This is a genomic window from Tumebacillus lacus, from assembly GCF_026410385.1.
Taxonomy (GTDB): Bacteria; Bacillota; Bacilli; order Tumebacillales; family Tumebacillaceae; genus Tumebacillus; species Tumebacillus lacus.
The window spans coordinates 18,934-39,482 of the sequence record NZ_JAPMLT010000019.1 but is presented as its reverse complement, the minus strand read 5'-3'; the positions used below and the strand labels follow the sequence as shown (position 1 = coordinate 39,482).

At 57.3% G+C, this 20,549-nt stretch carries 17 protein-coding genes and 1 pseudogene; 10 read left to right on the top strand and 8 right to left on the bottom strand.

The genetic code is table 11. From position 1 onward, the window contains the following. The 3 genes and pseudogenes from OS242_RS20975 to OS242_RS20965 form a co-directional block, all read left to right on the top strand. A pseudogene (locus OS242_RS20975) lies at positions 1–313 on the top strand (hypothetical protein); the annotation flags it as partial. A 21-nt stretch (positions 314–334) separates the two neighbouring features. Continuing rightward, positions 335–532: a YwbE family protein gene (locus OS242_RS20970; protein ID WP_267153630.1), complete on the top strand. Its 198-nt coding sequence runs from the start codon at positions 335–337 to the stop codon at positions 530–532. A 176-nt stretch (positions 533–708) separates the two neighbouring features. After that, positions 709–1,272, top strand: coding sequence for a hypothetical protein (locus OS242_RS20965; protein WP_267153629.1), 564 nt, complete (start codon positions 709–711; stop codon positions 1,270–1,272). Positions 1,273–1,293: 21 nt separating this feature from the next. Here OS242_RS20965 and OS242_RS20960 read toward each other — a convergent pair whose 3' ends face one another. The 3 genes from OS242_RS20960 to OS242_RS20950 all read right to left on the bottom strand — a co-directional run bounded on the left by OS242_RS20960 (position 1,294) and on the right by OS242_RS20950 (position 4,610). Beyond that, positions 1,294–2,166 (bottom strand): arylamine N-acetyltransferase, encoded by an 873-nt coding sequence (locus OS242_RS20960; RefSeq protein ID WP_267153628.1) that lies wholly within the window; start codon positions 2,164–2,166, stop codon positions 1,294–1,296. 59 nt (positions 2,167–2,225) lie between these two features. Further along, positions 2,226–2,897: a FusB/FusC family EF-G-binding protein gene (locus tag OS242_RS20955; RefSeq protein ID WP_267153627.1), complete on the bottom strand. Its 672-nt coding sequence runs from the start codon at positions 2,895–2,897 to the stop codon at positions 2,226–2,228. Between the two features lie 156 nt (positions 2,898–3,053). After that, the gene (locus OS242_RS20950) at positions 3,054–4,610 is read right to left on the bottom strand and encodes an ABC-F family ATP-binding cassette domain-containing protein (protein ID WP_267153626.1); all 1,557 of its coding nucleotides are present in this window, start codon (positions 4,608–4,610) and stop codon (positions 3,054–3,056) included. 138 nt (positions 4,611–4,748) lie between these two features. Here OS242_RS20950 and hrpB point away from each other — a divergent pair, with 138 nt between their 5' ends. Then, entirely contained in the window at positions 4,749–7,250 is a 2,502-nt protein-coding gene (hrpB, locus tag OS242_RS20945) for an ATP-dependent helicase HrpB (protein WP_267153634.1), read from the top strand. 225 nt (positions 7,251–7,475) lie between these two features. Here hrpB and OS242_RS20940 read toward each other — a convergent pair whose 3' ends face one another. From OS242_RS20940 to OS242_RS20925, 4 genes are all read right to left on the bottom strand, one after another. Next, a complete protein-coding gene (locus tag OS242_RS20940; RefSeq protein WP_267153625.1) occupies positions 7,476–8,111 on the bottom strand; it encodes an ABC transporter ATP-binding protein in 636 nt (211 codons plus the stop codon). After that, the gene (locus OS242_RS20935; RefSeq protein ID WP_267153624.1) at positions 8,108–9,745 is read right to left on the bottom strand and encodes an ABC transporter permease; all 1,638 of its coding nucleotides are present in this window, start codon (positions 9,743–9,745) and stop codon (positions 8,108–8,110) included. Before OS242_RS20935 ends, OS242_RS20940 begins: the two co-directional genes overlap by 4 nt. Beyond that, the gene (locus tag OS242_RS20930; protein ID WP_267153623.1) at positions 9,745–10,815 is read right to left on the bottom strand and encodes a Fe(3+) ABC transporter substrate-binding protein; all 1,071 of its coding nucleotides are present in this window, start codon (positions 10,813–10,815) and stop codon (positions 9,745–9,747) included. Before OS242_RS20930 ends, OS242_RS20935 begins: the two co-directional genes overlap by 1 nt. Before the next feature lie 160 nt (positions 10,816–10,975). Next, positions 10,976–12,292 (bottom strand): MEDS domain-containing protein, encoded by a 1,317-nt coding sequence (locus OS242_RS20925; RefSeq protein ID WP_267153622.1) that lies wholly within the window; start codon positions 12,290–12,292, stop codon positions 10,976–10,978. Between the two features lie 208 nt (positions 12,293–12,500). Between OS242_RS20925 and OS242_RS20920 the strand changes: the two genes are divergently transcribed. After that, a complete protein-coding gene (locus OS242_RS20920; protein WP_267153621.1) occupies positions 12,501–13,172 on the top strand; it encodes a GNAT family N-acetyltransferase in 672 nt (223 codons plus the stop codon). A gap of 57 nt (positions 13,173–13,229) precedes the next feature. On the opposite strand, the gene OS242_RS20915 is transcribed toward OS242_RS20920, so the two are convergent. Then, entirely contained in the window at positions 13,230–13,619 is a 390-nt protein-coding gene (locus tag OS242_RS20915; RefSeq protein WP_456128796.1) for an ArsR/SmtB family transcription factor, read from the bottom strand. 892 nt (positions 13,620–14,511) lie between these two features. Here OS242_RS20915 and OS242_RS20910 point away from each other — a divergent pair. The 5 genes from OS242_RS20910 to OS242_RS20890 all read left to right on the top strand — a co-directional run bounded on the left by OS242_RS20910 (position 14,512) and on the right by OS242_RS20890 (position 20,499). After that, positions 14,512–15,477: an RICIN domain-containing protein gene (locus tag OS242_RS20910; protein WP_267153619.1), complete on the top strand. Its 966-nt coding sequence runs from the start codon at positions 14,512–14,514 to the stop codon at positions 15,475–15,477. Positions 15,478–15,603: 126 nt separating this feature from the next. Beyond that, the gene (locus OS242_RS20905) at positions 15,604–16,836 is read left to right on the top strand and encodes a SulP family inorganic anion transporter (protein WP_267153633.1); all 1,233 of its coding nucleotides are present in this window, start codon (positions 15,604–15,606) and stop codon (positions 16,834–16,836) included. A gap of 151 nt (positions 16,837–16,987) precedes the next feature. Beyond that, a complete protein-coding gene (locus OS242_RS20900; RefSeq protein ID WP_267153618.1) occupies positions 16,988–18,052 on the top strand; it encodes a YeiH family protein in 1,065 nt (354 codons plus the stop codon). 127 nt (positions 18,053–18,179) lie between these two features. Further along, complete coding sequence (locus tag OS242_RS20895) at positions 18,180–19,406, top strand: C39 family peptidase (RefSeq protein ID WP_267153632.1); 1,227 nt, start codon at positions 18,180–18,182, stop codon at positions 19,404–19,406. Between the two features lie 157 nt (positions 19,407–19,563). Further along, a complete protein-coding gene (locus tag OS242_RS20890) occupies positions 19,564–20,499 on the top strand; it encodes an ATP-grasp domain-containing protein (protein WP_267153617.1) in 936 nt (311 codons plus the stop codon). Positions 20,500–20,549 lie beyond the last annotated feature (50 nt).

Here is a 20,549-nt window from a genome sequence, read left to right as displayed (position 1 = left end):
CGGAGCACGCGGCCGCACCGACCGCGACCAAAAGGGCGGCTACGGAGCACGAGGCGGCAACGACCGCGACCAAAAGGGCGGCTACGGAGCACGCGGCGGCAACGACCGCGACCAAAAGGGCGGTTACGGAGCACGCAGCGGCAACGACCGTGATCAACGTGGCGGTTACGGAGCACGCGGCGGAAACGACCGCGACCAAAAGGGCGGATATGGTGCACGCGGTGGCAACGACCGCGACCAACGCGGCGGCTACGGAGCACGCGGCGGTGGCGGTGGCGGCGGCCGTTCGGGGCAGCGATCGCGCGGTCGGTAGAGAGAAAGGGAGTTTGTTTCAATGAAAAATGGCCAAAATCGCAAGGACATCCGCCCGGGTCTTCAGGTGGACATCGTACTCAAGCAAGATCAACGCACAGGCAAAACAACCCGCGGCGTCGTCAAAGACATTTTGACGAACTCGCCCACCCACCCGCACGGCATCAAAGTGCGGCTCCAAGACGGCCAAGTCGGCCGCGTGAAGACGATCATCGAGTAAAAGGTCCTATTCTGGATCTCGCAAGCTGCCGAGATAGATTCGGCAGCTTTTTTATTTTGTACGCAGACCCCAAGGGTGCTTCGTGACCGCGAAATTGAGTACAATCGTTACGTAGGTCAATTACGAAAGGCAATACCTTTGTATCCCGTACACGTAATATATAAGGAGGCCCGTCCATGACGAAGTCACACCAAGAACAATGGTTGCACACGATACAGCGACACCTCCAGGAATTACTAATTGGCATGAAACCATACTTGGAGTCGATATATGCCTATGACAGTACTGATCTTGTTGCAGAGGTCACGGTCCTTGAGGAATCAAAACGTGGCGGACAAATGCCCTGTAAACATTCGCTCACGATCAAACGTGGCGAATTCGGTCTATTGGCTCTCGAACTGGAGATTGTGCAGGAGGAAGAACAGAATCAGGGATTGATTCATTTCCTTGGTACTGTCGATGGTGTTTTCTGGCCGATCGGTACGGTTATGAATCTCAATCGGATCGATTTGACATCAGGACGTGAGGATTCGGAAGTCGCAGCTCTGACTCATTCTGCTACGCTTCTCCTCCAGAGTCTCGCTGAATTGATCATTTGCGAGGAACAGGAGATGATTCGGCAGCCGACTGTCTTACAGGAAACTTGGAAATCCATGTATGGCTTCAGGGATGAAAAACTGGTTGAGTACGACGGGATCAGCTACTTCCGCTTCGATGCAGCGACCAGTTGGTATTACTGATTCAAAGAAAGAGGAAGCCCATTACCGGGCTTCCTTTTCTTTTTCTTTGAAAATGTCGACGCCAAGGTCGGTCAGGACGGCGATGGCTTCCCGCACTGGCAGTTTGGGCAGGTGGAATTCGTCGGCGATGGCTTGCTCGATCTCTTCGACCGTCTGTAACGTTCGCTGTGTCTGCTGCAAATCGAGCGTGCGGATGGTCAGGATGTTGTTGACGAGGGAGACGTTGCGGCCGCTGTCCGGTTGCCAGAGCTGGCAGCGTAGTTGGGTCATGAAGAAGGCGCCCGGTTTGTTCGCTTCTTCGATGATGTCGGCAAAGTCTGAGAACTCTTTGCGCTCATCGGGGTGGAAGGTCCAGGCGTTGCTGACCAATTCACCCCGGCGGTAGCGGGCTGCGCAGTATCGACCCGGCTGGTCCTCGACCGGCAGCAGGCGCAGTTCGTCCACGCCAAATGCGGACAGGTTGTCCGGGTCGGTTTCAAAGCGCACCGGCTTGAAATACGGCGAGGCTGAGCCGTAGTCCACGTACAGGCGCTCGCCCGGATACTCCGGCAGTTCGACGAGGATCGCGAGGTGATGGACTTCTCCGAGTGAGACGTGACAGCAGTGGTAGCCAAGCGCACGCAAGAGGCGCAACGCTTGGGCGTTTGACATGTAGCAGACGCCGCCGTAGTCGTGCTCGAACAGGCTCTCGACAAACGTCTCCACCGGCGGAATCCAGTAGCCGTTCTGCGCATGGTCCCGGTAGTAGATCATTTTGGAGATGTTCTCAAAGGCGAGCACAGACAGGTGGGCGAGCGAGATTTTTTCTAAAAATGCGTAGGTCGGCGGCTCCGGTGTCAAGCCGAGGCGTTCGAGGTAGCGATGTACCCACGCCGGGTAGTCGCGAGTCGTCATGGTTGGAAGGCTCCTTTCAAAAAAGGGAAGCCGGCGAGGGCTTCCCTTTTTTGTATGCTTTATTTCAGGAGGGCGAGAAACGCATCGATGCCATCGGTCGTTTTCAGCGCGGAGTTGCAGCTGAAACTGTCGAGGCAGAGATGGTTGCCGGCCGTTTTGTACCCGTCCGGGATGTTGCGCATCTTGATCTGGGAGGTGACGAGTGCCACTTCGTCGCCAGGCAAGGCACGTCCGCACCACGTGCAGATGTAGGAGCGATTTTTCTGGCCGGAGACGTACCGGCACTCGATGCCCTTCCATTTGCCGTTAACGCGGCAGACGAGGTACAAGGAAGAGGTCGCGATGTCACGCCAGCCGAGGTAGGTCAGTTTCGTGCGGTCCAGACCTTCGAGCGGCGGCAGCACCAGTTTCTTGACTTTGGGAAACAGCTTTTTGATCTCAGCCGCTGTGATCTCCGGGAAGGGGATCACCAGCGGTTCGAGCTTGAGCACGTAGCGCATCTCTTCTTCTTTGTCGCGGACATGGGCCGCTTCGGCGAGCAGGGCCCGCTGCTCCGGCGTCGCGTCCGGGACGGCGGCGAGGATCTTCTCGACGCTGTTTTGGCGGGATGCGTCGAGCACGCGGTAGTCGCCGGAAAAGTAGAACGCGCCGACCAAGTAGTGCAGCTGTTTCTTGATATAGGTCAATTGGTGCGGTTGCAAGAACGGTGTCATCGCTTGGTTTTGTGTCATGGGTAAGTCCTCCTGTTTCTCTCTTCGGTTTGTGGACGAAGTAGAAACAGACAGGTTTCGTTGTCAGGGAATCCTTCTGTTTCTACTGAAACAGATTCGCTCGTATTACCATAGGATTAGGCCCCCAGTGCAGCGTTTAATTGGGAATATTATACACTATGCGTTCTGTTTTGCCCAGTCTTCCACGTTCCAGACCGAGGTGACCCAGTCTTTGTAGAATTCCGGTTCGTGAGAGACGAGCAGAACGGTGCCTTTGTAGTTCTTCAGCGTTTTCGCCAGCTCTTCTTTGGCCGCGACATCCAAGTGGTTGGTCGGCTCGTCGAACAGAATCCAGTTCGACGGGGTCAGCATCAGTTTGCACAGGCGGACCTTCGCGTGCTCACCGCCGGACAGCGCGGTCAGTTTGGATGTGATGTGCTCGTTGCCAAGGCCGCAGCGGGCGAGGTTGGCGCGCACGTCTTGGTTGGCGAGGTGCGGGAACGCATCCCAGACGTCTTCCAGAGCGGTCACGCCCGGACGCGCGTTGGTCTCTTGTTCAAAGTAGACCGGGTGCAGGTAGTCACCGCGCTCGACTTCGCCGCCCAGTGCCGGGATCAGGCCGAGGATGGTTTTCATCAGGGTCGATTTGCCCATGCCGTTCATGCCGGTGATCGCCACTTTTTCACCGCGCTCCAGTTTGAAGTTGAGCGGCGGCAGCAGCGGATGGGTGTAGCCGATCTGCAGGTCTTTCGCTTCAAAGATCAGCTTGGACGGCAGGCGGGTCTCCTCGAAACGGAAGCTCGGACGCGGATAGGTGACCGGCTTTTCGAGGATCTCCATCTTGTCGAGCATCTTTTGACGCGACTTGGCACGGGTCGAGGTGGAAGCGCGGGCTTTGTTTTTGGCGATGAACATCTGCATGCGCTTGATCTCGTCTTGTTGGCGTTCGTAGGCATCCTCTTGCTGGGCGCGTTTGGCGAGGTAGACTTCGACGAACTTTTCGTAGTTGCCCGCGTAACGGGACAGTTTGCCGCCTTCGAGGTGCAAGATGATGTTGACGACTTCGTTCATGAACTCCACGTCATGGGAGATCAGGATGAAGGCGTACGGGTAGTCTTGCAGGTAGTGGGTCAGCCAGTCGATGTGCTCGACGTCGAGGTAGTTGGTCGGCTCGTCGAGGAGCAGGACGTTCGGTTTTTCCAAGAGCAGTTTGGCGAGCAGGACTTTGGTGCGCTGGCCGCCGGAGAGGTTTTGCACTTCTTTGTCGAGGCCGATGGCGTTGATGCCAAGACCTTTGGCGATCTCTTCGACTTTGGCGTCGATCATGTAAAAACCGCTGTTTTCCAGGCGTTCTTGGATCTCACCCATGTCTTCGAGCAGTTTTTCCAGCTCGTCCGGGTCGGCGTCGCCCATTTTTTCGGCGATGGTGCCGATCTCCGCTTCGAGGTCGAAGAGCGGCTTGAACGCGTCTTGGAGGATCTCGCGGATCGTTTTGCCCGGCGTCAGCGCGGCGTGCTGGTCGAGGTAGCCGACGGTGGCGCGGGAGGACCATTCCAGTTTGCCGGCATCCGCTTGGAGCTGGCCGGTCAGGATGCTCATCAGGGTCGTTTTGCCGGTGCCGTTTGCACCGACGAGGCCGACGTGTTCGCCGTTGAGCAGGCGGAAGTTGACTTGATCAAAGAGATGACGGGCTCCGAAGCCGTGCCCGATATTTTCAACGTTTAAGATACTCATGGTATGCAGGTTCCTCCGTTTTTTCAATAAAAGGTCTCTAGTAAGACATCATAACATTTTCAGAGCGTTCTCGTCGTGAAAGTTCCTTCTTTTGTATTAGAATATATGGGAAGAACGGAGGGTGCGACAATGGAGAAGATGGAATTGCCGATAAATAGGGTTTTGCCCGATTTGATAGATAGGTTGCGTGAACGGGAAAATACGGTGTTGATCGCGCCTCCGGGTGCGGGGAAGACGACGCGGGTTCCTTTGGCGTTGCTGGACGAGCCGTGGCTGATGGGGCGGAAAATCTTGATGCTGGAGCCGCGGCGGTTGGCAGCCAGAGCAGCGGCCGGCTATATGGCGAAGGTGCTCGGGGAGGCTGTCGGGGAGACGGTCGGGTACCGGGTGCGGATGGACACGAAGGTCGGGCCGACGACGAGGATCGAGGTGATCACCGAAGGGGTGCTCACGAGGATGTTGCAGGAGGATCCGGCGTTGGAAGAGGCGGGGATCGTGATATTCGATGAGTTTCATGAGCGGAGTCTGCATGCGGATCTGGGGCTGGCACTTTGTTTGCAGTCGCAGGCGTTGCTGCGCGAGGATCTGAAGGTGCTGGTGATGTCGGCAACTTTGGAGGCGGAACCGGTGGCGGAGCTGCTCGGGGATGCGCCGGTGTTGCAAAGTGAGGGACGGGCGTTTCCGGTGGAGACGCGGTATTTGGGACGGGCTGTTGAGGGGCGCGTGGAAGGCGTCGTGGTGCGGACCGTTTTGGAGGCGGTGGAGAAGGAAGAAGGAAATGTGTTGGTGTTTTTGCCGGGGGTGGGGGAGATCCGGCGGGTGGAAGGTTTGTTGAAAGAGGCAGGGCTTGGGCGTGAGGTGAAGGTCGCGCCGCTGCACGGGAGTTTGACGCGGGAGCAGCAGGATGCGGCGATTGCGCCGGTTGTGCATGGGGAAAGGAAAGTGGTCTTGGCCACTTCGATCGCGGAGACGTCGCTGACGGTGGAAGGGGTGCGCGTGGTGATCGACTGCGGGTGGATGCGCGTGCCGAAGTTTTCGCCTCGGACGGGGATGACGCGGCTGACGACCGTAAGGGTGTCGCGGGCGTCTGCCGATCAGCGCAGAGGGCGGGCCGGGCGGTTGATGCCTGGGGTCTGTTATCGGCTCTGGACGGAGCAGGAGGATCGGCAGTTGGCCGCGAGGAGTACGCCGGAGGTGTTGGAGGCGGATCTGGCTCCGCTTGCGTTGGAGTTGGCCGTGTGGGGTGTTGCCGACCCGGGGGAGTTGGCTTGGTTGGATCGGCCGCCGGTCGGGGCGTATGGGCAAGCACGAGAGCTACTGGGGCAACTCGGTGTGCTGACGGAGGAGGGAGCGTTGACGCCGCACGGGCGGAAGGTGGCGGAGTTTGGGCTGCATCCGAGACTGGCTCATATGGTGCTGACGGCCGATCAGATGGGGCTCGGGGCGTTGGCTTGTGAACTGGCGGCGCTTCTGGGGGAGAAGGATTTGTTGCGTGGCGGACCGGGCGGTGCGGCAGACGCGGATCTGCGCCATCGGGTGGAGGTGCTGCAGGCGGTTCGGCAGGGCAGGACGGTGGAGGGGATTGACGTGTCTGCTGCGCGGCGGGTGTTGGCTGAAGCCGAGCAGTGGAAGAAGATCGTCGGGATCAGGAAGTCCCAGTCGGATCCGGGTGAGGTGGATGCTTGCGGCATATTGCTCGCGTTTGCCTATCCGGATCGGATCGCGCAGCGGCGGGGGAATGGGCGGTTTTTGTTGCGAAATGGGCGCGGGGCTGCGTTTGCGGAGGTGCAAGCGTTGTCGAAGGAAGCCTATCTGGTGGCGGCTGAGTTGGATGACCGCGGGTCGGAGGGCAGGATCTTTTTGGCGGCTCCTGTTGGGGAAGATGAGCTGAGGTTGCATGCGGCCGATCAGATCGAGGAGCTCGATGTGGTGAGATGGGACCGGTCGACGAAGTCGGTCCGTGCGTGGAAACGGGAGCGGCTTGGGGCTCTCTTGCTGAAGGAGTCGGTGCTGAGCGATCCCGGACCGGATGATGTGCTGGCTGCGCTGCTGGAAGGTGTCGCGGTGGAAGGGCTGGAGAAGATGCTGAACTGGACGAAGGCTGCCCGGCAGTTTCGGGAGCGGCTGGGGTTTATGCACCGCTATGACAAGGAGTGGCCGGATGTGTCTGAGGCGGCTCTGACGGAGAGGTTGGAGGAGTGGCTGGGGCCGCATGCGTACGGGATGCGGAGTCGGGAGGAGCTGATGCGTTTGGGGGTGATCGGGCTGTTGGAGTCGATGCTGAGTTGGGAACAGCGTCGGACGCTGGACGAGCTGATGCCCACTCATGTGACGGTGCCCAGCGGGTCGCGGATCCCGGTGGATTACAGCGATCCGGAGGCTCCTGTTTTGGCGGTCCGGTTGCAGGAGTTGTTCGGGCTGAAGGAGACGCCGAGGATCGTCAACGGAAAGGTGCCGTTGGTGCTGCATCTGCTCTCGCCCGCGCATCGGCCGGTTCAGGTGACGCGGGATCTGGCGAGTTTTTGGCGGGAGGCTTATTTTGAGGTGAAAAAGGACCTGAAGGGGCGTTATCCGAAGCATTATTGGCCGGATGATCCGTTGGGTGCTGTGCCGACGAGCAGAGCGAAGCCGAGGGGGTGAGGGGGCGGACCTCTTCCCAGGCTGGGAGCACGGGGGCGGAGGCGGTTCCGTTTCGTTCGCGAATTCGCTGACGCTCCTATCTCTCTCAACTGGAACCGCCTCCGCCCCCTCACCCGCGTCAGGTTGCAGGGATGGGGGGAAGGGCAGGGCGGAAAGGCACTGGGGGTCGGGGGCGGTGGTTATGGAAAAGGCATCCGTGTGGGTACGGATGCCTTTTTATTTTATTTATTTGAGTGTGATCGAACGATCACAGATGGCGTCGACGTCTTGTTGGTCGTGGGTGACGAAGAGGCAGGTGATGTCGGCCGCTTTGAGGATGTCGCGCAGTTCGCTGCGGATGGCGGCGCGCAGGTCGGCGTCGAGGTTGCTGAACGGCTCATCCATCAGCAGGATGGCGGGTCTCGGTGCCAGTGCGCGGGCGAGGGCCACGCGCTGCTGTTGGCCGCCGCTCAGTTCGTGCGGGTAGCGCGATTCGAATCCTTCGAGGTGGACGAGGGCGAGCACTTCTTTCATGCGAGCCTGTCGCGCCGGTTTGGAGAGGGCGTGGAGGCCGAATTGGACGTTTTGGGCGACGGTCAGATGGGGGAACAGGGCGTAGTCCTGAAAGACCATGCCGACGCCGCGGTGTTCCGGCTGGATGAAGGTGCTGTCGTCGACGACGGTGCGCCCCGCGATGGTGATCGTGCCGCCGGTCGGCGTCTCCAGTCCGGCGAGCAGGCGCAGCAAGGTGCTCTTGCCGCTGCCGCTCGGGCCGAGGATGCCGACGATCTCGTTTTGATCGACGGTAAAGGAGACGTCGTCGAGGGTGTGCCGGGCGCGGTGGTAGCCAAATGTCAGGTGTGCGACTTGTACGAGGTTCATCGTTCGGTTCTCTCCCCTACTCGATGGATGACGGCGACGGCCAGCAGGGAGACGGCGATAATGAACAAGGCGGGCACGGCCGCTTCTTGGATCATTTCGTCGTTCGCGTACTGATAGGTTTTGGTCGCCAAGGTTTCAAAGTTGAACGGGCGCAGCAAAAGGGCGAGCGGCAGTTCTTTGACGATCTCGACAAAGGTGAGCACGGTGCCGGTGAGCAGGGCCCCTTTGATCAAGGGCAGGTCGACTTTGAAGAACGTTTTGGTGAGGCCGTGTCCCAGCATGCGGGACGCTTCCATGTAGTGATGCCCGATTTTTTCGAAGCCTGCTTCGATGGCTTGGAAGCCGGTGGCCATGAAGCGGACGACGTAGGCGACGATCAGCATGATCAAGGTCATGCTGAGGACCAGCTGTCCGGTGCCAAACTGCGCGATCACTTGTTGATCGAGCCAGAGGAACAGGGTCAGGACGCCGATGGCGAGGATCGCGCCGGGGATGGAGTAGCCGGCGGTGAGCAGTTTGGTCAGGATCATGGTGAAGCGATTGCGTTGCACGCGGTTGACGTTGGCCGCCGTCGTCGAGATGACGAGGATGATGGCGGTGGCGAGCAAGGCGACGCGCAAGGTGTTAAAGGTGAGTTCGATAAATTGGGCGGTCAGCACGTCTTGGTAGGTGAGCCAGGCCCAGGCGATCAGTTGGAGGACCGGGATCAGGAAGGAGACGGCGACGACCAGTCCGCAGATCAGCAGGGCGGCGGCATGGCCGAGTCCGCGCAGGCGCTTTTGCACGAGCGGACGGGATTTGCTGGTCGAGGCGCTGTAGCGGCGTCGTGCGCGCAAAAGGCGTTCGATCAGAAACGCGCCGACGATGCCGGCCATCAGGAAGGCCGCCAGTCGGACGGCCGAGTCGGCGTCGTACAGGCCGAACCACGTCTGGAAGATGGCGGTGGTGATGGTGTGGACGCCAAAGTAGCTGGTGACGCCGTAGTCGCTGACGGCTTCGAACAGGACCAGCGAGACGCCGCCGATGATGGCAGGGCGCGCCATCGGCAGGACGACCCGGAAGAAGATCGCAGCCGGCGAGCGGCCCAGCAGGCGGGCGTTTTCGATGTAGGCGCCGCTCTGACGCTCCAAGAAGGAGCGCGTGATCATGTAGACGTACGGGAACAAAAACAGGGTGAAGATCAAAATAGCGCCCGGCAGCGACCGGATGTCGATCAGGTCGGGAGGCAGGGTGTAGCCGAACCAGTCGCGCAGGGTCTTTTGCACGACGCCGGTGTAGTCGAACATGGTGCTGTAGGTGTAGGCGGCGATGTACGGCGGGATCGCCAGCGGCAGGATGAACGCAAAGCGGAAGAATCGCTTGCCGATGAAGTCATAGGCGGAGACGAGCCACGCAAGTCCGGTGCCGACGATCAGGGTGGCGATGCCGGTGCCGAGCAGGAGCCAGACGGTTTGCAAGGCGTAGTCTTTCAGGAGGAACTCCTGAATGTGTGCCCAGTTTTCGTTGGTTGGTTTGAAGAGGGACGCCAGAATTGAAAAAATGGGCAGCAAGATAACTGCTGCCCCCATCAGGCTGATCCAAAACCATCCGTTTGCGTTCTTTTTGACATCACGAATGACTTTGGAGGCGTTCATTATTTCCAGCCTACTTTGTTCATGATCTCAAGAGATTTTTTGTTGTGCTCGCCGAGTTTGGCAAAGTCGATCTGTTGCGCTTTGAAGGTGCCCCAAGATTTGAGCAATTCCGGGGTTTCCGCTTTCGGGTTGGCCGGGAACTCGAAGTTTTCTTTGGAGACGAGCGCTTGCGATTCGGTGCCGGTCAGGAACTCGATCATCTTGACGGCGTTGTCTTTGTTTTTGCTAAATTTGACCAGACCTGCGCCGCTGACGTTGATGTGCGTGCCGGTGGTGGATTGGTTCGGGAAGAAGACGCCGAGTTGCTTGGCTACTTTGACTTCTTCTGCGTCTTTGGAGTTGAGCATTTGGCCGAAGTAGTAGGTGTTCATGATCGCCACGTCGCCTTGGCCTGCCGCGATCGCTTTCGCTTGGTCGCGGTCGCCGCCTTCCGGTGCACGGCCGAGGTTGGTTGCGATGCCTTTCGCCCATTCTTCCGCTTTTTGTTCACCGTTCAGTTCCACCAAGGAAGCGAGCAGCGATTGGTTGTACAGCGAGGTCGAGGAGCGGACGAGGACTTTGCCTTTCCATTTGTCGGTCGCCAGATCTTCGTAGGTGGAGAGCTGCTCCGGCTTTACGCGGTCTTTGGAGTAGACGATGACGCGGGCGCGGGAGGACAGGCCGATCCATTGGTTGTCTTTGTCGCGCAGTTCTTTCGGGACGTTCTGGTCGACGGTCGCCGAGGTGACCGGCTGCAGGATGCCGTTGACTTTGGCGTTGTTCAGCACGCCGCCGTCGACGGTGATGAACAGGTCGGCCGGGGAGTTTTGACCTTCGCGCTTGATGCGCTCGATCAGTTCTTCTGCCTTGCCCTCGATGACGTTGACTTTGATGCCGGTCTCTTTGGTGAAGTTTTCGTAGAGCTTTTTATCAACCGCGTAGTTGCGAGCGGTGTAGATGTTCAATTCTTTGGATTCGGTCTTCGCCGGCTCGCTGCCGGATTGTTGGTTGGTTTCGCCGGAGGAGCAGCCAGCCAGCAGGCCGGCAGACAGGACAGCGATCAGAGCGGTGGACAGTAAACGGTTTTTCATAAAAAGTTACCTCACTTTGGTTAAGAGAAATGTATGTGTCTTGGCGAAAATTGATAATGAGAATCGTTATCACTTCTGTGATTGAGAATACCACTCAGCCGGAGATGCTGTCAATAAAAAAACTCAGCCCCTCGATAGGCGGGCTGAGTGTGTGTGCAAGCTAGGCTTTTTTTGCAGAGAAGAGCGGCAGTTTGATTTGGAAGGTAGAGCCTTGCTCCGGGCGACTCTCGACGGTGATCTCGCCGTCGAAGTGGTTGAGCAACTGTTTAACCATGTAGAGGCCGATGCCTTGACCGGATTTGTCATCGTTCATCTTCTCGTACTTTTGGAAGAGGCGGGTCAACTGATCGGCGGTCATGCCGACCCCTTCGTCGCGGACTTCCAGGATCAGCGACCGGTCATCGAGATCGCATTGGAAATGGACGGTGCCGTTTTCGTGGCTGTATTTGATCGCGTTGCTCAGGATGTTGGAGATGATCAGTTTGAAGCCCATCCCGTTGCATCGGATCGTCTCGGTGCCGATCAGTCGGATGGTGGCTTGCAGACGGATGTTCTGGGTGCGGGCTTTGATCGACATGATATCGAGCACTTCCTGCAGCAGGGGCACCGGGAGCACCATCTTTTTCGACCAGAACGACTCGGTCGAGAGCATCTGCTCGGTGGAGATGATATGCGAGATCTCGTTGTCGATGACGATCGCATAGTCGTAGATGTCCTGCAGTTTGCGACGGCGGCTCTCGTCGGGCTCGTCGTTTTGCAGCAGGGAGGAGTAGGCTTTGATGATCGTCAGCGGGTTTCGCACTTCATGCGAGACGACGTGGACGAATTCGAGTTTTTGTTTGTACAGATCCATCTCGGACTTCATGCGAGTGGATGCGGACAGGGAGGGAAAGACGGTCGGCTTGATGGTCGCCGAACGGTAGAGGTTGGAGCGCACCAGTTCGTGGTCGGTCATCTGGAACTCGTGGTGTTTGAGCATCTCCGTTTGAAAGACGGCCGGAACTTCGTGGCCGTTGTACGCGCAGACGGTGAGATAGCCGAGCTCGCTGACCGAGATGTCGGCGTTGTGTTCGTAGCTGTTCAGTTTGGAGAGGACTTCTTGCTGTTCACGCCATTCGACATGGCCCCAGAGGCGTACGGACACCCGGTTGTCCACGAACGGCTGAACGGCATCCGAAAAGCGTTCGAGCACGCGCTCGAAATGGAAGTCGCCGTAGGAACCGTAAAATTCCTGATTGTTGATGTAGTGGATCTGGGAGATCTCTTCGGCAGTGAGGGTTTCTTTCAGGCGCTGTTCGACAAGCTCAAATCGGGCCGTGCTGTCGATCAGCACGATGTGTTGACCCAAGTGCAGTCCCGCGTGGATGAAGGACACGACGTTGTCGATGTAATCAGCCGGGGAATCGTAAAAGTAGAGGATATGCGATCCGTCCGCAACTGAAATGTCTTGCGTCAGGGAGATAACTTCTCGTGCCATGATGAGCCTCCGCAACAGTTATTCGTTATTTGAATGTTTCCCCTAATCATACAAATGTGTGAGGGTATATGCAATGGAATCTGTATATTTATTTATGATTTGATTCGCTGAAATATGAGGGGAAATACTTGCAGGATGGCAAGGCGGGGATGGCGAATGGAGCAGTAGTTCATAATAAAAAGTAAGTGACCGCAGGAGGGGAAAGAGAATGGAATACATACGCGTGCAACATATCGACGATCCGCTGTTCGCCAAGCTGCACAAGCTGATGGGTGAGGTGTTTCCGGCGGAGGAAGTGCTGGAGTACAGCCTGTGGAAGGAACCGTTGGAAGACCCGGATATCTATGTCTACGTGGCGGTGCATGAAGGCGAGGTCGTGGGAATCACCGAGTATCGCTATTACAAGACGTTCAACGTGGCGATGACCGACTTTACCATCGTCGGCCGCGAGGGGCTGGGACTGGGCCGATTCCTGCAACAAAAGCGCCAAGAGCATCTGTTTGCGCTGGCGAAGGAAAACGGCAAGGAGCTGTTTGGGATGTTTGCGGAGATCTACGATCCGTACCGCGTCGGCGATTATGAATTCGGCGGGGTCAAGGTGATGAACCCGGTGGTGCGTCGCGAGGTGTTGTCGCATCTTGGGTTCATGCGGCTCGATCTGGACTATGTGCACCCGTCGTGGCAGATGAACGGTGAAGCGGTCAGCGGGCTCGATCTCGGGTTCTTGCCGTATGACGGTACGACGACTGCGCTGCCGACCGATCTGGTGGTCGATTTCCTGACGACATATTATGCGATTCTGCCGGATAAGCCGAAAGAGTGGCTGGAGATGGTGGAGAAGCTGAAGGCGCAAGAGCAGGTCGCTCTGTTACCTTTGTAGGACACGCAAAAAGGGAGCCCGGCGCCGGGCTCCCTTTTTGCGTGTCGGGCGTATCGATCAGGCATTGCCTTTCAAATAATCATCCAACGCGCGCAGTTTGCGGGCCCAGAACTGTTCATAGAAAGCGAGCCAGTCCTCGACTTCCCGCAGCGGTTCGGCATTGAGTCGATACCGGCGTTCGCGGCCGACCTTTTCCTCCGCGACAAGGCCTGCCTCTTCGAGGATCGCCAAGTGTTTGGAGACGGCGGGGCGGGAGATCGCAAAGTGCGAGGTCAAGCCTGTCACCGACAACTCCTCATGGTCGGCCAACAGCCGAAGCAGTTGCCGCCGCGTCGGGTCGGCGATCGCGTCAAACACATCGCGGGTGCCAGGTGTTGTCACGTGGTTCGCCTCCCTGTGCATTTGGTGTTCTTTCGTATTATAGGAAACCGTTTGGTTTCGAGTCAAGTCGCCGGATGGACGGCAGAGGTTGGACTATAATCAGTTCCGGCTTGTATGGGAAACTGACCCTGTGCACAGACACATAGAGGAGGCAGAAAAAGAAAGGACAGGTGCAGACGATTTTGAGTGGTGTGACAGGGAAAGAACAGTGGTTTTCCAACATCCGTGGTGATGTGTTATCCGGGATCACGGTCGCGCTCGCAATCGTAATAAAAAGGGGATATTGCTGAGGTATAAATGGGCAAGCACTCTACGAAAAAGAGGATGCTTGCCCATTTTAGTTGTCTGAATGCTGTATGCCAAATTTTGAGATTCAAACATAGCTGAGTTATTGTTGCACGAAGTACCTATTCTCCTATAGTGTAGCCGCGCACGCTCGTTGACGACACGACTCTCGCCGCCATTGTCGTGAGACTAGTAACGACAACCCGACAGGGAGATGCATCCGGTCTTGTCTACGGTGCGTTCATTTTTCCATAAAAAGATGTCGGATAAGTCTAAGACTGAAATACGAACTATGATGAAAGGCGGACATCAAGCTTGCCGCAAATGCGGGTAAGGTGGAGGAAGGAATAGACCGCACCGGTGTCACAACTGCTCAGGAACACCATGGCGCCGGGTTTTCGTTGTCTGGGACGGATGGCGTGTGTTGTTGCTCGGAAAATTGTTGCGGGTCGCCATCGTGCTATACGGGTTGAAATTGAATATGTCCGAGCGGGGCGAAGTCAGGCTGACGTTGTTGGGGAAAATAATAATGTTAAATAAAACAAATTTTGATTATAATCAAGTAGTTTGTTGTATCGTAGTAATATATTCAAATATATATCATAAGAAATATTCTTGTACAAAATAAATCCGAATGTTATCATCGTTTCATAAATCGAAAGGGAGTGATGTTTTGGAGAAGCATAAATTTGTCTGGAAGGGTTTAACCGCATTTCTGTTCTTCTGCCTGACCGTGCTGTTCGGTTTGGGCACTGCGCACGCCGAGACGTGGGATCCAAACTCGAGCTATCGGTTTATCAACGTAAACAGCGGGAAGGCGATGGATGTCAGCTTTGAGTCGAACGCCCAAGGGGAAAACATCCATCAGTGGAGCTATTATGGGTTGCTGAGTCAGCAATGGAAGATTCAACCGACCGGTGACGGGTACTACAAAATCGTCAATGCCAAAAGCGGGAAAGTGGCAGATGTCGAAGGTCCCTCCAGGAACGATGGCGCAAACATCCATCAGTGGGACTATGTAGGCGGCGACAACCAGAAGTGGAGCATCGTAGATTATGGCGGTGTCTACAAAATCGTCAACAAATACTCCGGCAAGGTCATCGATGTGGCAAGAAACTCCACAGGCAACGATGCCAATATCCATCAGTGGACGTCTCTCGCCGGCATAAACAGCCAGCTCTGGAAAATCGAACAGATCCCGAATAGCAGCGGCATCCTCATCGATCCGACTCGCTATTACAAGATCAAAAGCAAAGTCAACCCGACGAAAGTATGGGACGTGTATGCTTCCTCTAAAGATATCATGAAGATTCAGATGTCGGATGATCGCAACGGATACAACCAAATGTGGCAGATCGTCCCCTTTGGTCCTGAGGGTACTTTCACGATTCGGGCAAGACACTCCGGGAAAATGGCAGGGGCTCTCTTGCAAACCAACAGCACGACTTACCTGATGCAACAATATGATCCGAATGGCGGCTGGGATCAACAATGGACGATTATCATGGTGTCGCCAGGTTATTATTGGTTTAAAAATAAATCGACTAACGGCTATGTCCAAGGCTTTGGCGATTTGTACACCCAATCGGCATATGGCACGGACGGTGCCGATTGGTTTACTCTCGAGGCAGTTCAATAACGACAAACAAAAGACAAGCATCTGCGCCTTGAACATTCCCTGTCAAGTAGACAGTGGGTAAAAAAGCACCCTTGCCGTTAGGCGACGACCTTGGTTCGGTATTCCACCGGACTGGCGACGGGGGCGATGGCGCTCCTCTTCGTGACGCTGGTGAAGGAACACGGTCTGGAGTACTTGTTTGCGGCGACCGTTTTGACCGGTATCATTCAATTTATCCTGGGATTGTTAAAGGTCGGCCGGTTCCTGACGTTCATTCCGGCAGCTGTCATGATCGGCTTTGTCAATGCGTTGGCGATCTTGATCTTCATGGCGCAACTGCCGCAGTTTGTGGGAGCGAACTGGCTGATGTATGCGCTGGTGGCGGCGACGCTTGCGATCATCTACTTGCTCCCGCGCCTGACGAAGGCGGTGCCGTCGGCGCTGGTGGCGATCATGATTATCACTGTCGTGACAATCAGCATGGGCTGGGACGTGCGGACGGTCAAGGATTTGGGGCAGATCACCCAAGCGTTGCCGATCTTCCATCTGCCGAGCGTACCGTTGAATGTGGAGACGTTTATGATCATTTTGCCGTATGCCGTTTCGCTGGCGTTTGTCGGGATCTTGGAATCCCTGCTGACGGCGTCGATCATCGATGAGATGACCGATACGAAAAGTGATAAAAACCGCGAAGTGCGCGGTCAGGGCATCGCCAACTTTGTCACCGGATTTTTCGGCGGCATGGGAGGATGCGCGATGATCGGGCAGTCGGTGATCAATGTGAAAAGCGGCGGACGAGGCAGACTGTCCACGTTTGTGGCGGGCGCTTTTCTGCTCTTCCTGATCATCGTGCTCGGTGATATCGTCAGCAACATTCCGATGGCTGCTTTGGTCGGGGTGATGATCATGGTGTCAATCGGCACGTTTGATTGGCAGTCGGTGTGGCACATCCGCAAAATGCCGCTGTCTGATGCGGTGGTCATGGTCGTCACCGTGGTGATCGTCGTGGCGACGCATGACCTGTCCAAAGGCGTGCTGGCCGGTGTCGTGCTCAGCGCGTTGGTGTTTGGGTGGAAGTCGTCCCGCATCCACGCGGACGCGGAGACGGTGAACGACCAAAAAGTGTACCGCATCAAAGGGCAGTTGTTCTTTGGCACGAACGATCACTTTGTCGACCTGTTCACGCCGCAACAGGACCAGGAGCATGTGGTGATCGACTTTACCCACGCGCACGTCTGGGATCACTCCGGCGTCGTGGGGATCGCGAAAGTGGTCAACCGCTACAAGAGCATGGGCCTGCATGTCGAGATCGTCGGGCTGAATCAAGAGAGCCAGACCCTCGTCAACCGCATCGGCCTGTCAGGCGGCGGATCGCAGTAAGAAAAAGACTGGAACATCCCGTCGCGGATGGTCCAGTCTTTTTAGTATAAGCAGATCTAATGCTACTTATAACGAGTGGAAATTTTACTAACTTGTTAAAAACGGCTATTCTGAGAGGAGAAGGGTGTGAACGGGAAGGAGTGCCGGCGGCATGGAGAGAGGGACGGAAGCGGCAAAGGAGACGGCGCGTACGGCAGGCCGGATGGCGCAACAGGACAGCGGTACGGCGAGGCTGCATTTTGTTGGCGGGGTGGTCTTCACCGGATTGGTAGCGGTCCTCGGGTTTGCGCTGTCCAAGGTGCCGGGGTTTGCCTACATGGGCCCGATGGCGTGTTCGCTGCTGCTGGCGATGGCGTTTCGGCAGGTGGCCGGGTATCCGGAGCCGCTGCGCAACGGGATCGCGTTTTCTTCGAAGAAACTGCTGCGTGTGGCGATTGTGCTGTACGGGCTCAAGCTGAACATCGACGTGGTGCTCGCCCAAGGCCTCGGGCTGCTCGGCTTTGCGGCGGTGACGATTGTGTTCTCCCTGCTGGTGACGATGTGGCTGGCCAAATGGTGGAAGGCGGACACGGGTCTGTCGCTGCTGCTCGGGGTCGGGACCGGAGTGTGCGGGGCGGCGGCCATCGCGGCGGTGACGCCGATCGTCAAGGCGAAGGAAGAGGATACGGCCGTCGCAATGGGCATGATCACGCTGATCGGCACGGTGCTGGCGGTGCTGTACACGGTGGTCGGGCCGCTGTTGCCGATGAGCGCGACCGAGTACGGTGTGTGGGCCGGGTTGTCGTTGCACGAGTTGGCACAGGTCGCGCTGGCCGGGGCTCCTCTGGGAGCGAACGCGCTCGGGATGGCCTTGCTGGCCAAGCTCTCCCGCGTGTTTCTGCTGTTGCCTTTGTGCCTGGTGCTGATCCTTTGGCAACGCCGGCGCGGCAAAGGCGACGAGGCGCGGGGCCGGGTGGAGTTTCCGTGGTTTCTCGTCGGCTTTCTGGTGATGAGCGTGTTTGGCAGCTACGTGTGGGGCCCGGTGATCCCGGAGCCGCAGATCGCGACCGACGCAGTGGCGAAAACGACGACGTTTTTGATGAGCATGGCGATGGTCGGGATGGGGTTGAACGTTTCCTTGCGCGAACTGCGCAGCAAGGCGTTGCGGCCGCTCGCGGTGCTCGGCACGGCGTCGATCTTGTTGACGGTGCTGACATACTTTATCGCAGTATTGTAAGTTATAGTATAAGGGTATATAATAAAATAAAATATTCAGAGAAAAATGCAGACTTCCTGAGGATCGTCTGCATTTTCCTTTCTTGGACATTCTACAGAACAGAGGGAGGACGTTCGGTTTGAAAAAAATGACGGGTTGGCAAACGTGGACAGCGGTAGTGCTCGGCGTGGGGCTGTTGATCGCTCCGCTGCAAGGAAATGCGGCAGGTGCGCAAGGGAGCTATTCTGTCGATAATAATCTGAATTTTTACAAAAAGTCTGAAGCGTCGACGAAATCGTTCCGCGAGATCGCATCCTTTACGACGGGGACGCATGCGGGCACGATGGCGGGCGCGTCCGGTCTGGTGCTGAATGCGTCAGCGTTGCAGACCGGGTTTGACTCGGCGATGAAATATAACGGCGCGTCCTACTACTTCGGCAGCTATACGACGCAAGCGATGGACGTGAATTTTATGGAGGCGATCCCGTCGTGGCAAGCGAACACGCCGCCGGGGACGTGGACCGAAGTGGAGATGAGCGCGCTCGTCGACGGGGTCTGGTCGAAGTGGTACACGTTCGGAGCGTGGTTGGAAGGGGATGCGCCGTTTAAGCGTCACTCGTTCAGCGGGCAAGGCGACGCGGTCGGAACGGTCGCCACCGACACGCTGATGCTGGCGAAACAAGCAGCGACGGCGGTCAAAGTACGCGTGACGCTGTTCACGACCGACGCGACGAAAACGCCGTCGGTGCGCAACGTGTCGATGACGTTCTCGAACGGGACGGACGCGCCGGGCAGTGTGCCGTTTGGCGGTCTGACCAGCGCGCTCGATGTGCCGAAGCGCTCGCAGATGGTGTTCCCGGACGGGGGCCCGGTCTGGTGCTCGCCGACGTCGACGTCGATGGTCATGTCGTACTGGGCGGGAGTCACCGGCAACCCGGCCTATGATGTGACCGTTCGCCAAGCGGTCGCCGGCGTGTGGGACTATCGCTTTGACGGCGGCGGCAACTGGCCGTACAACACGGCGTACGCGTCGTCGCTCGGGCTGGTCGGCAAGGTGGCGCGCTTGAGCTCCTTTGCCGAGGTGGAGAAGTGGACGGCGGCCGGAGTGCCGGTCATCGCGTCGATCGCCTACAAAAAAGGCGAGCTCGACAACTCGCCGATCTCTTCCACCGACGGGCATCTGCTCGTCGTGCGCGGCTTTGACGCGGCGGGCAATGTGCTGACGAACGACCCGGCCGCCGCATCGGATGAAGCGGTGACGATCACGTACGACCGCGTGCAGTTGGAAAAAGCGTGGCTCGACAACTCGAACGGCACCGTGTATCTGATCTATCCGCAAGGGTGGTCGGTGCCGGCCGGCAACGGTCACTGGTAATCTCAAACAAAGGCTCGCTCCGCTACAGGAGCGGGTCTTTTTTCTTGTGATTTGCTTTTTCTCATTAAATAAGTAAAACCAATAGGGTTTACGGGTTTTTTCTTGCGTGCTATAATCAACTCATCGAAAATCATCGGAGAGAAAGAGGCGCAGAGAGATGGCGAAGATCTATGTACTGCATGAAAACAGCGAATGGACGGTGCACCTGACCAAGCAACTGGACGCTCTTGGTCTGCCTTATGAAGAATGGCATCTGGATCAGGGGACGGTCGATCTGTCCGAGCAACCGCCGCAAGGGGTGTTCTACTCCCGGATGAGCGCCTCGTCGCACACCCGCGACCATCGCTATGCGCCGGAGTTCACGTCGGGCGTATTGGCCTGGCTGGAGCGTCACGGGCGCAACGTGTTCAACGGCACTCGCGCTCTGCAACTGGAAGTGAGCAAGGTCGCGCAGTACATGGCATTGAACGCGCACGGGGTCAAAACGCCGCGCACCGTTGCGGCGGTCGGCAAAGAGGGCATCCTCGCCGCTGCGAAAAAGTTTGAAGGCGAGTCGTTCATCACTAAGCACAACCGTGCGGGCAAGGGCCTTGGTGTCCAACTGTTCCATTCCTTCGAGGGGCTGTGCGAGTATGTGGAAGGGCCGGACTTTGATGAGCCGGTCGACGGCATCACACTGATCCAGCAGTATATCAAAGCGCCGCAGCCGTTCATCACCCGCTGCGAGTTTGTCGGCGGCCAGTTCCTGTATGCGGTGCAGGTCGACACATCGAACGGCTTTGAACTGTGCCCGGCCGATGCGTGCCAGATCGGCGACCTGTTCTGCCCGGTTGGCGAACAGGTGGAGGAAAAGCCGAAGTTCCGGATCCTGGACGGATTCCGCGAGCCGATCCTGGAGAAATACGCCGAGGTGCTCGCCGCGAACGGCATTCAAGTCGCGGGCATCGAGTTTATCCGTGACGAGGCGGGCGAGATCTACACGTACGACATCAACACGAACACCAACTACAACTCCGATGCGGAAGCGGCGGCCGGCATCTATGGCATGCGTGCGGTGGCGGAGTTCCTCGGAGCAGAACTGAAAAAACTGTAACAGGTCACAGAAGAGGACTGTCGGTCATCCGACAGTCCTCTTTTATGGGA

Bases quoted from the DNA above. Each gene is read 5' to 3' on its own strand.
- OS242_RS20920 (WP_267153621.1), top strand. From the start codon at position 12,501: ATGGAATACATACGCGTGCAACATATCGACGATCCGCTGTTCGCCAAG.
- OS242_RS20900 (WP_267153618.1), top strand. From the start codon at position 16,988: ATGGAGAGAGGGACGGAAGCGGCAAAGGAGACGGCGCGTACGGCAGGC.
- OS242_RS20925 (WP_267153622.1), bottom strand. From the start codon at position 12,292: ATGGCACGAGAAGTTATCTCCCTGACGCAAGACATTTCAGTTGCGGAC.
- OS242_RS20940 (WP_267153625.1), bottom strand. From the start codon at position 8,111: ATGAACCTCGTACAAGTCGCACACCTGACATTTGGCTACCACCGCGCC.
- OS242_RS20890 (WP_267153617.1), top strand. From the start codon at position 19,564: ATGGCGAAGATCTATGTACTGCATGAAAACAGCGAATGGACGGTGCAC.
- hrpB (WP_267153634.1), top strand. From the start codon at position 4,749: ATGGAATTGCCGATAAATAGGGTTTTGCCCGATTTGATAGATAGGTTG.
- OS242_RS20955 (WP_267153627.1), bottom strand. From the start codon at position 2,897: ATGACACAAAACCAAGCGATGACACCGTTCTTGCAACCGCACCAATTG.
- OS242_RS20935 (WP_267153624.1), bottom strand. From the start codon at position 9,745: ATGAACGCCTCCAAAGTCATTCGTGATGTCAAAAAGAACGCAAACGGA.
- OS242_RS20970 (WP_267153630.1), top strand. From the start codon at position 335: ATGAAAAATGGCCAAAATCGCAAGGACATCCGCCCGGGTCTTCAGGTG.
- OS242_RS20930 (WP_267153623.1), bottom strand. From the start codon at position 10,815: ATGAAAAACCGTTTACTGTCCACCGCTCTGATCGCTGTCCTGTCTGCC.
- OS242_RS20960 (WP_267153628.1), bottom strand. From the start codon at position 2,166: ATGACGACTCGCGACTACCCGGCGTGGGTACATCGCTACCTCGAACGC.
- OS242_RS20950 (WP_267153626.1), bottom strand. From the start codon at position 4,610: ATGAGTATCTTAAACGTTGAAAATATCGGGCACGGCTTCGGAGCCCGT.
- OS242_RS20965 (WP_267153629.1), top strand. From the start codon at position 709: ATGACGAAGTCACACCAAGAACAATGGTTGCACACGATACAGCGACAC.
- OS242_RS20905 (WP_267153633.1), top strand. From the start codon at position 15,604: ATGGCGCTCCTCTTCGTGACGCTGGTGAAGGAACACGGTCTGGAGTAC.
- OS242_RS20895 (WP_267153632.1), top strand. From the start codon at position 18,180: ATGACGGGTTGGCAAACGTGGACAGCGGTAGTGCTCGGCGTGGGGCTG.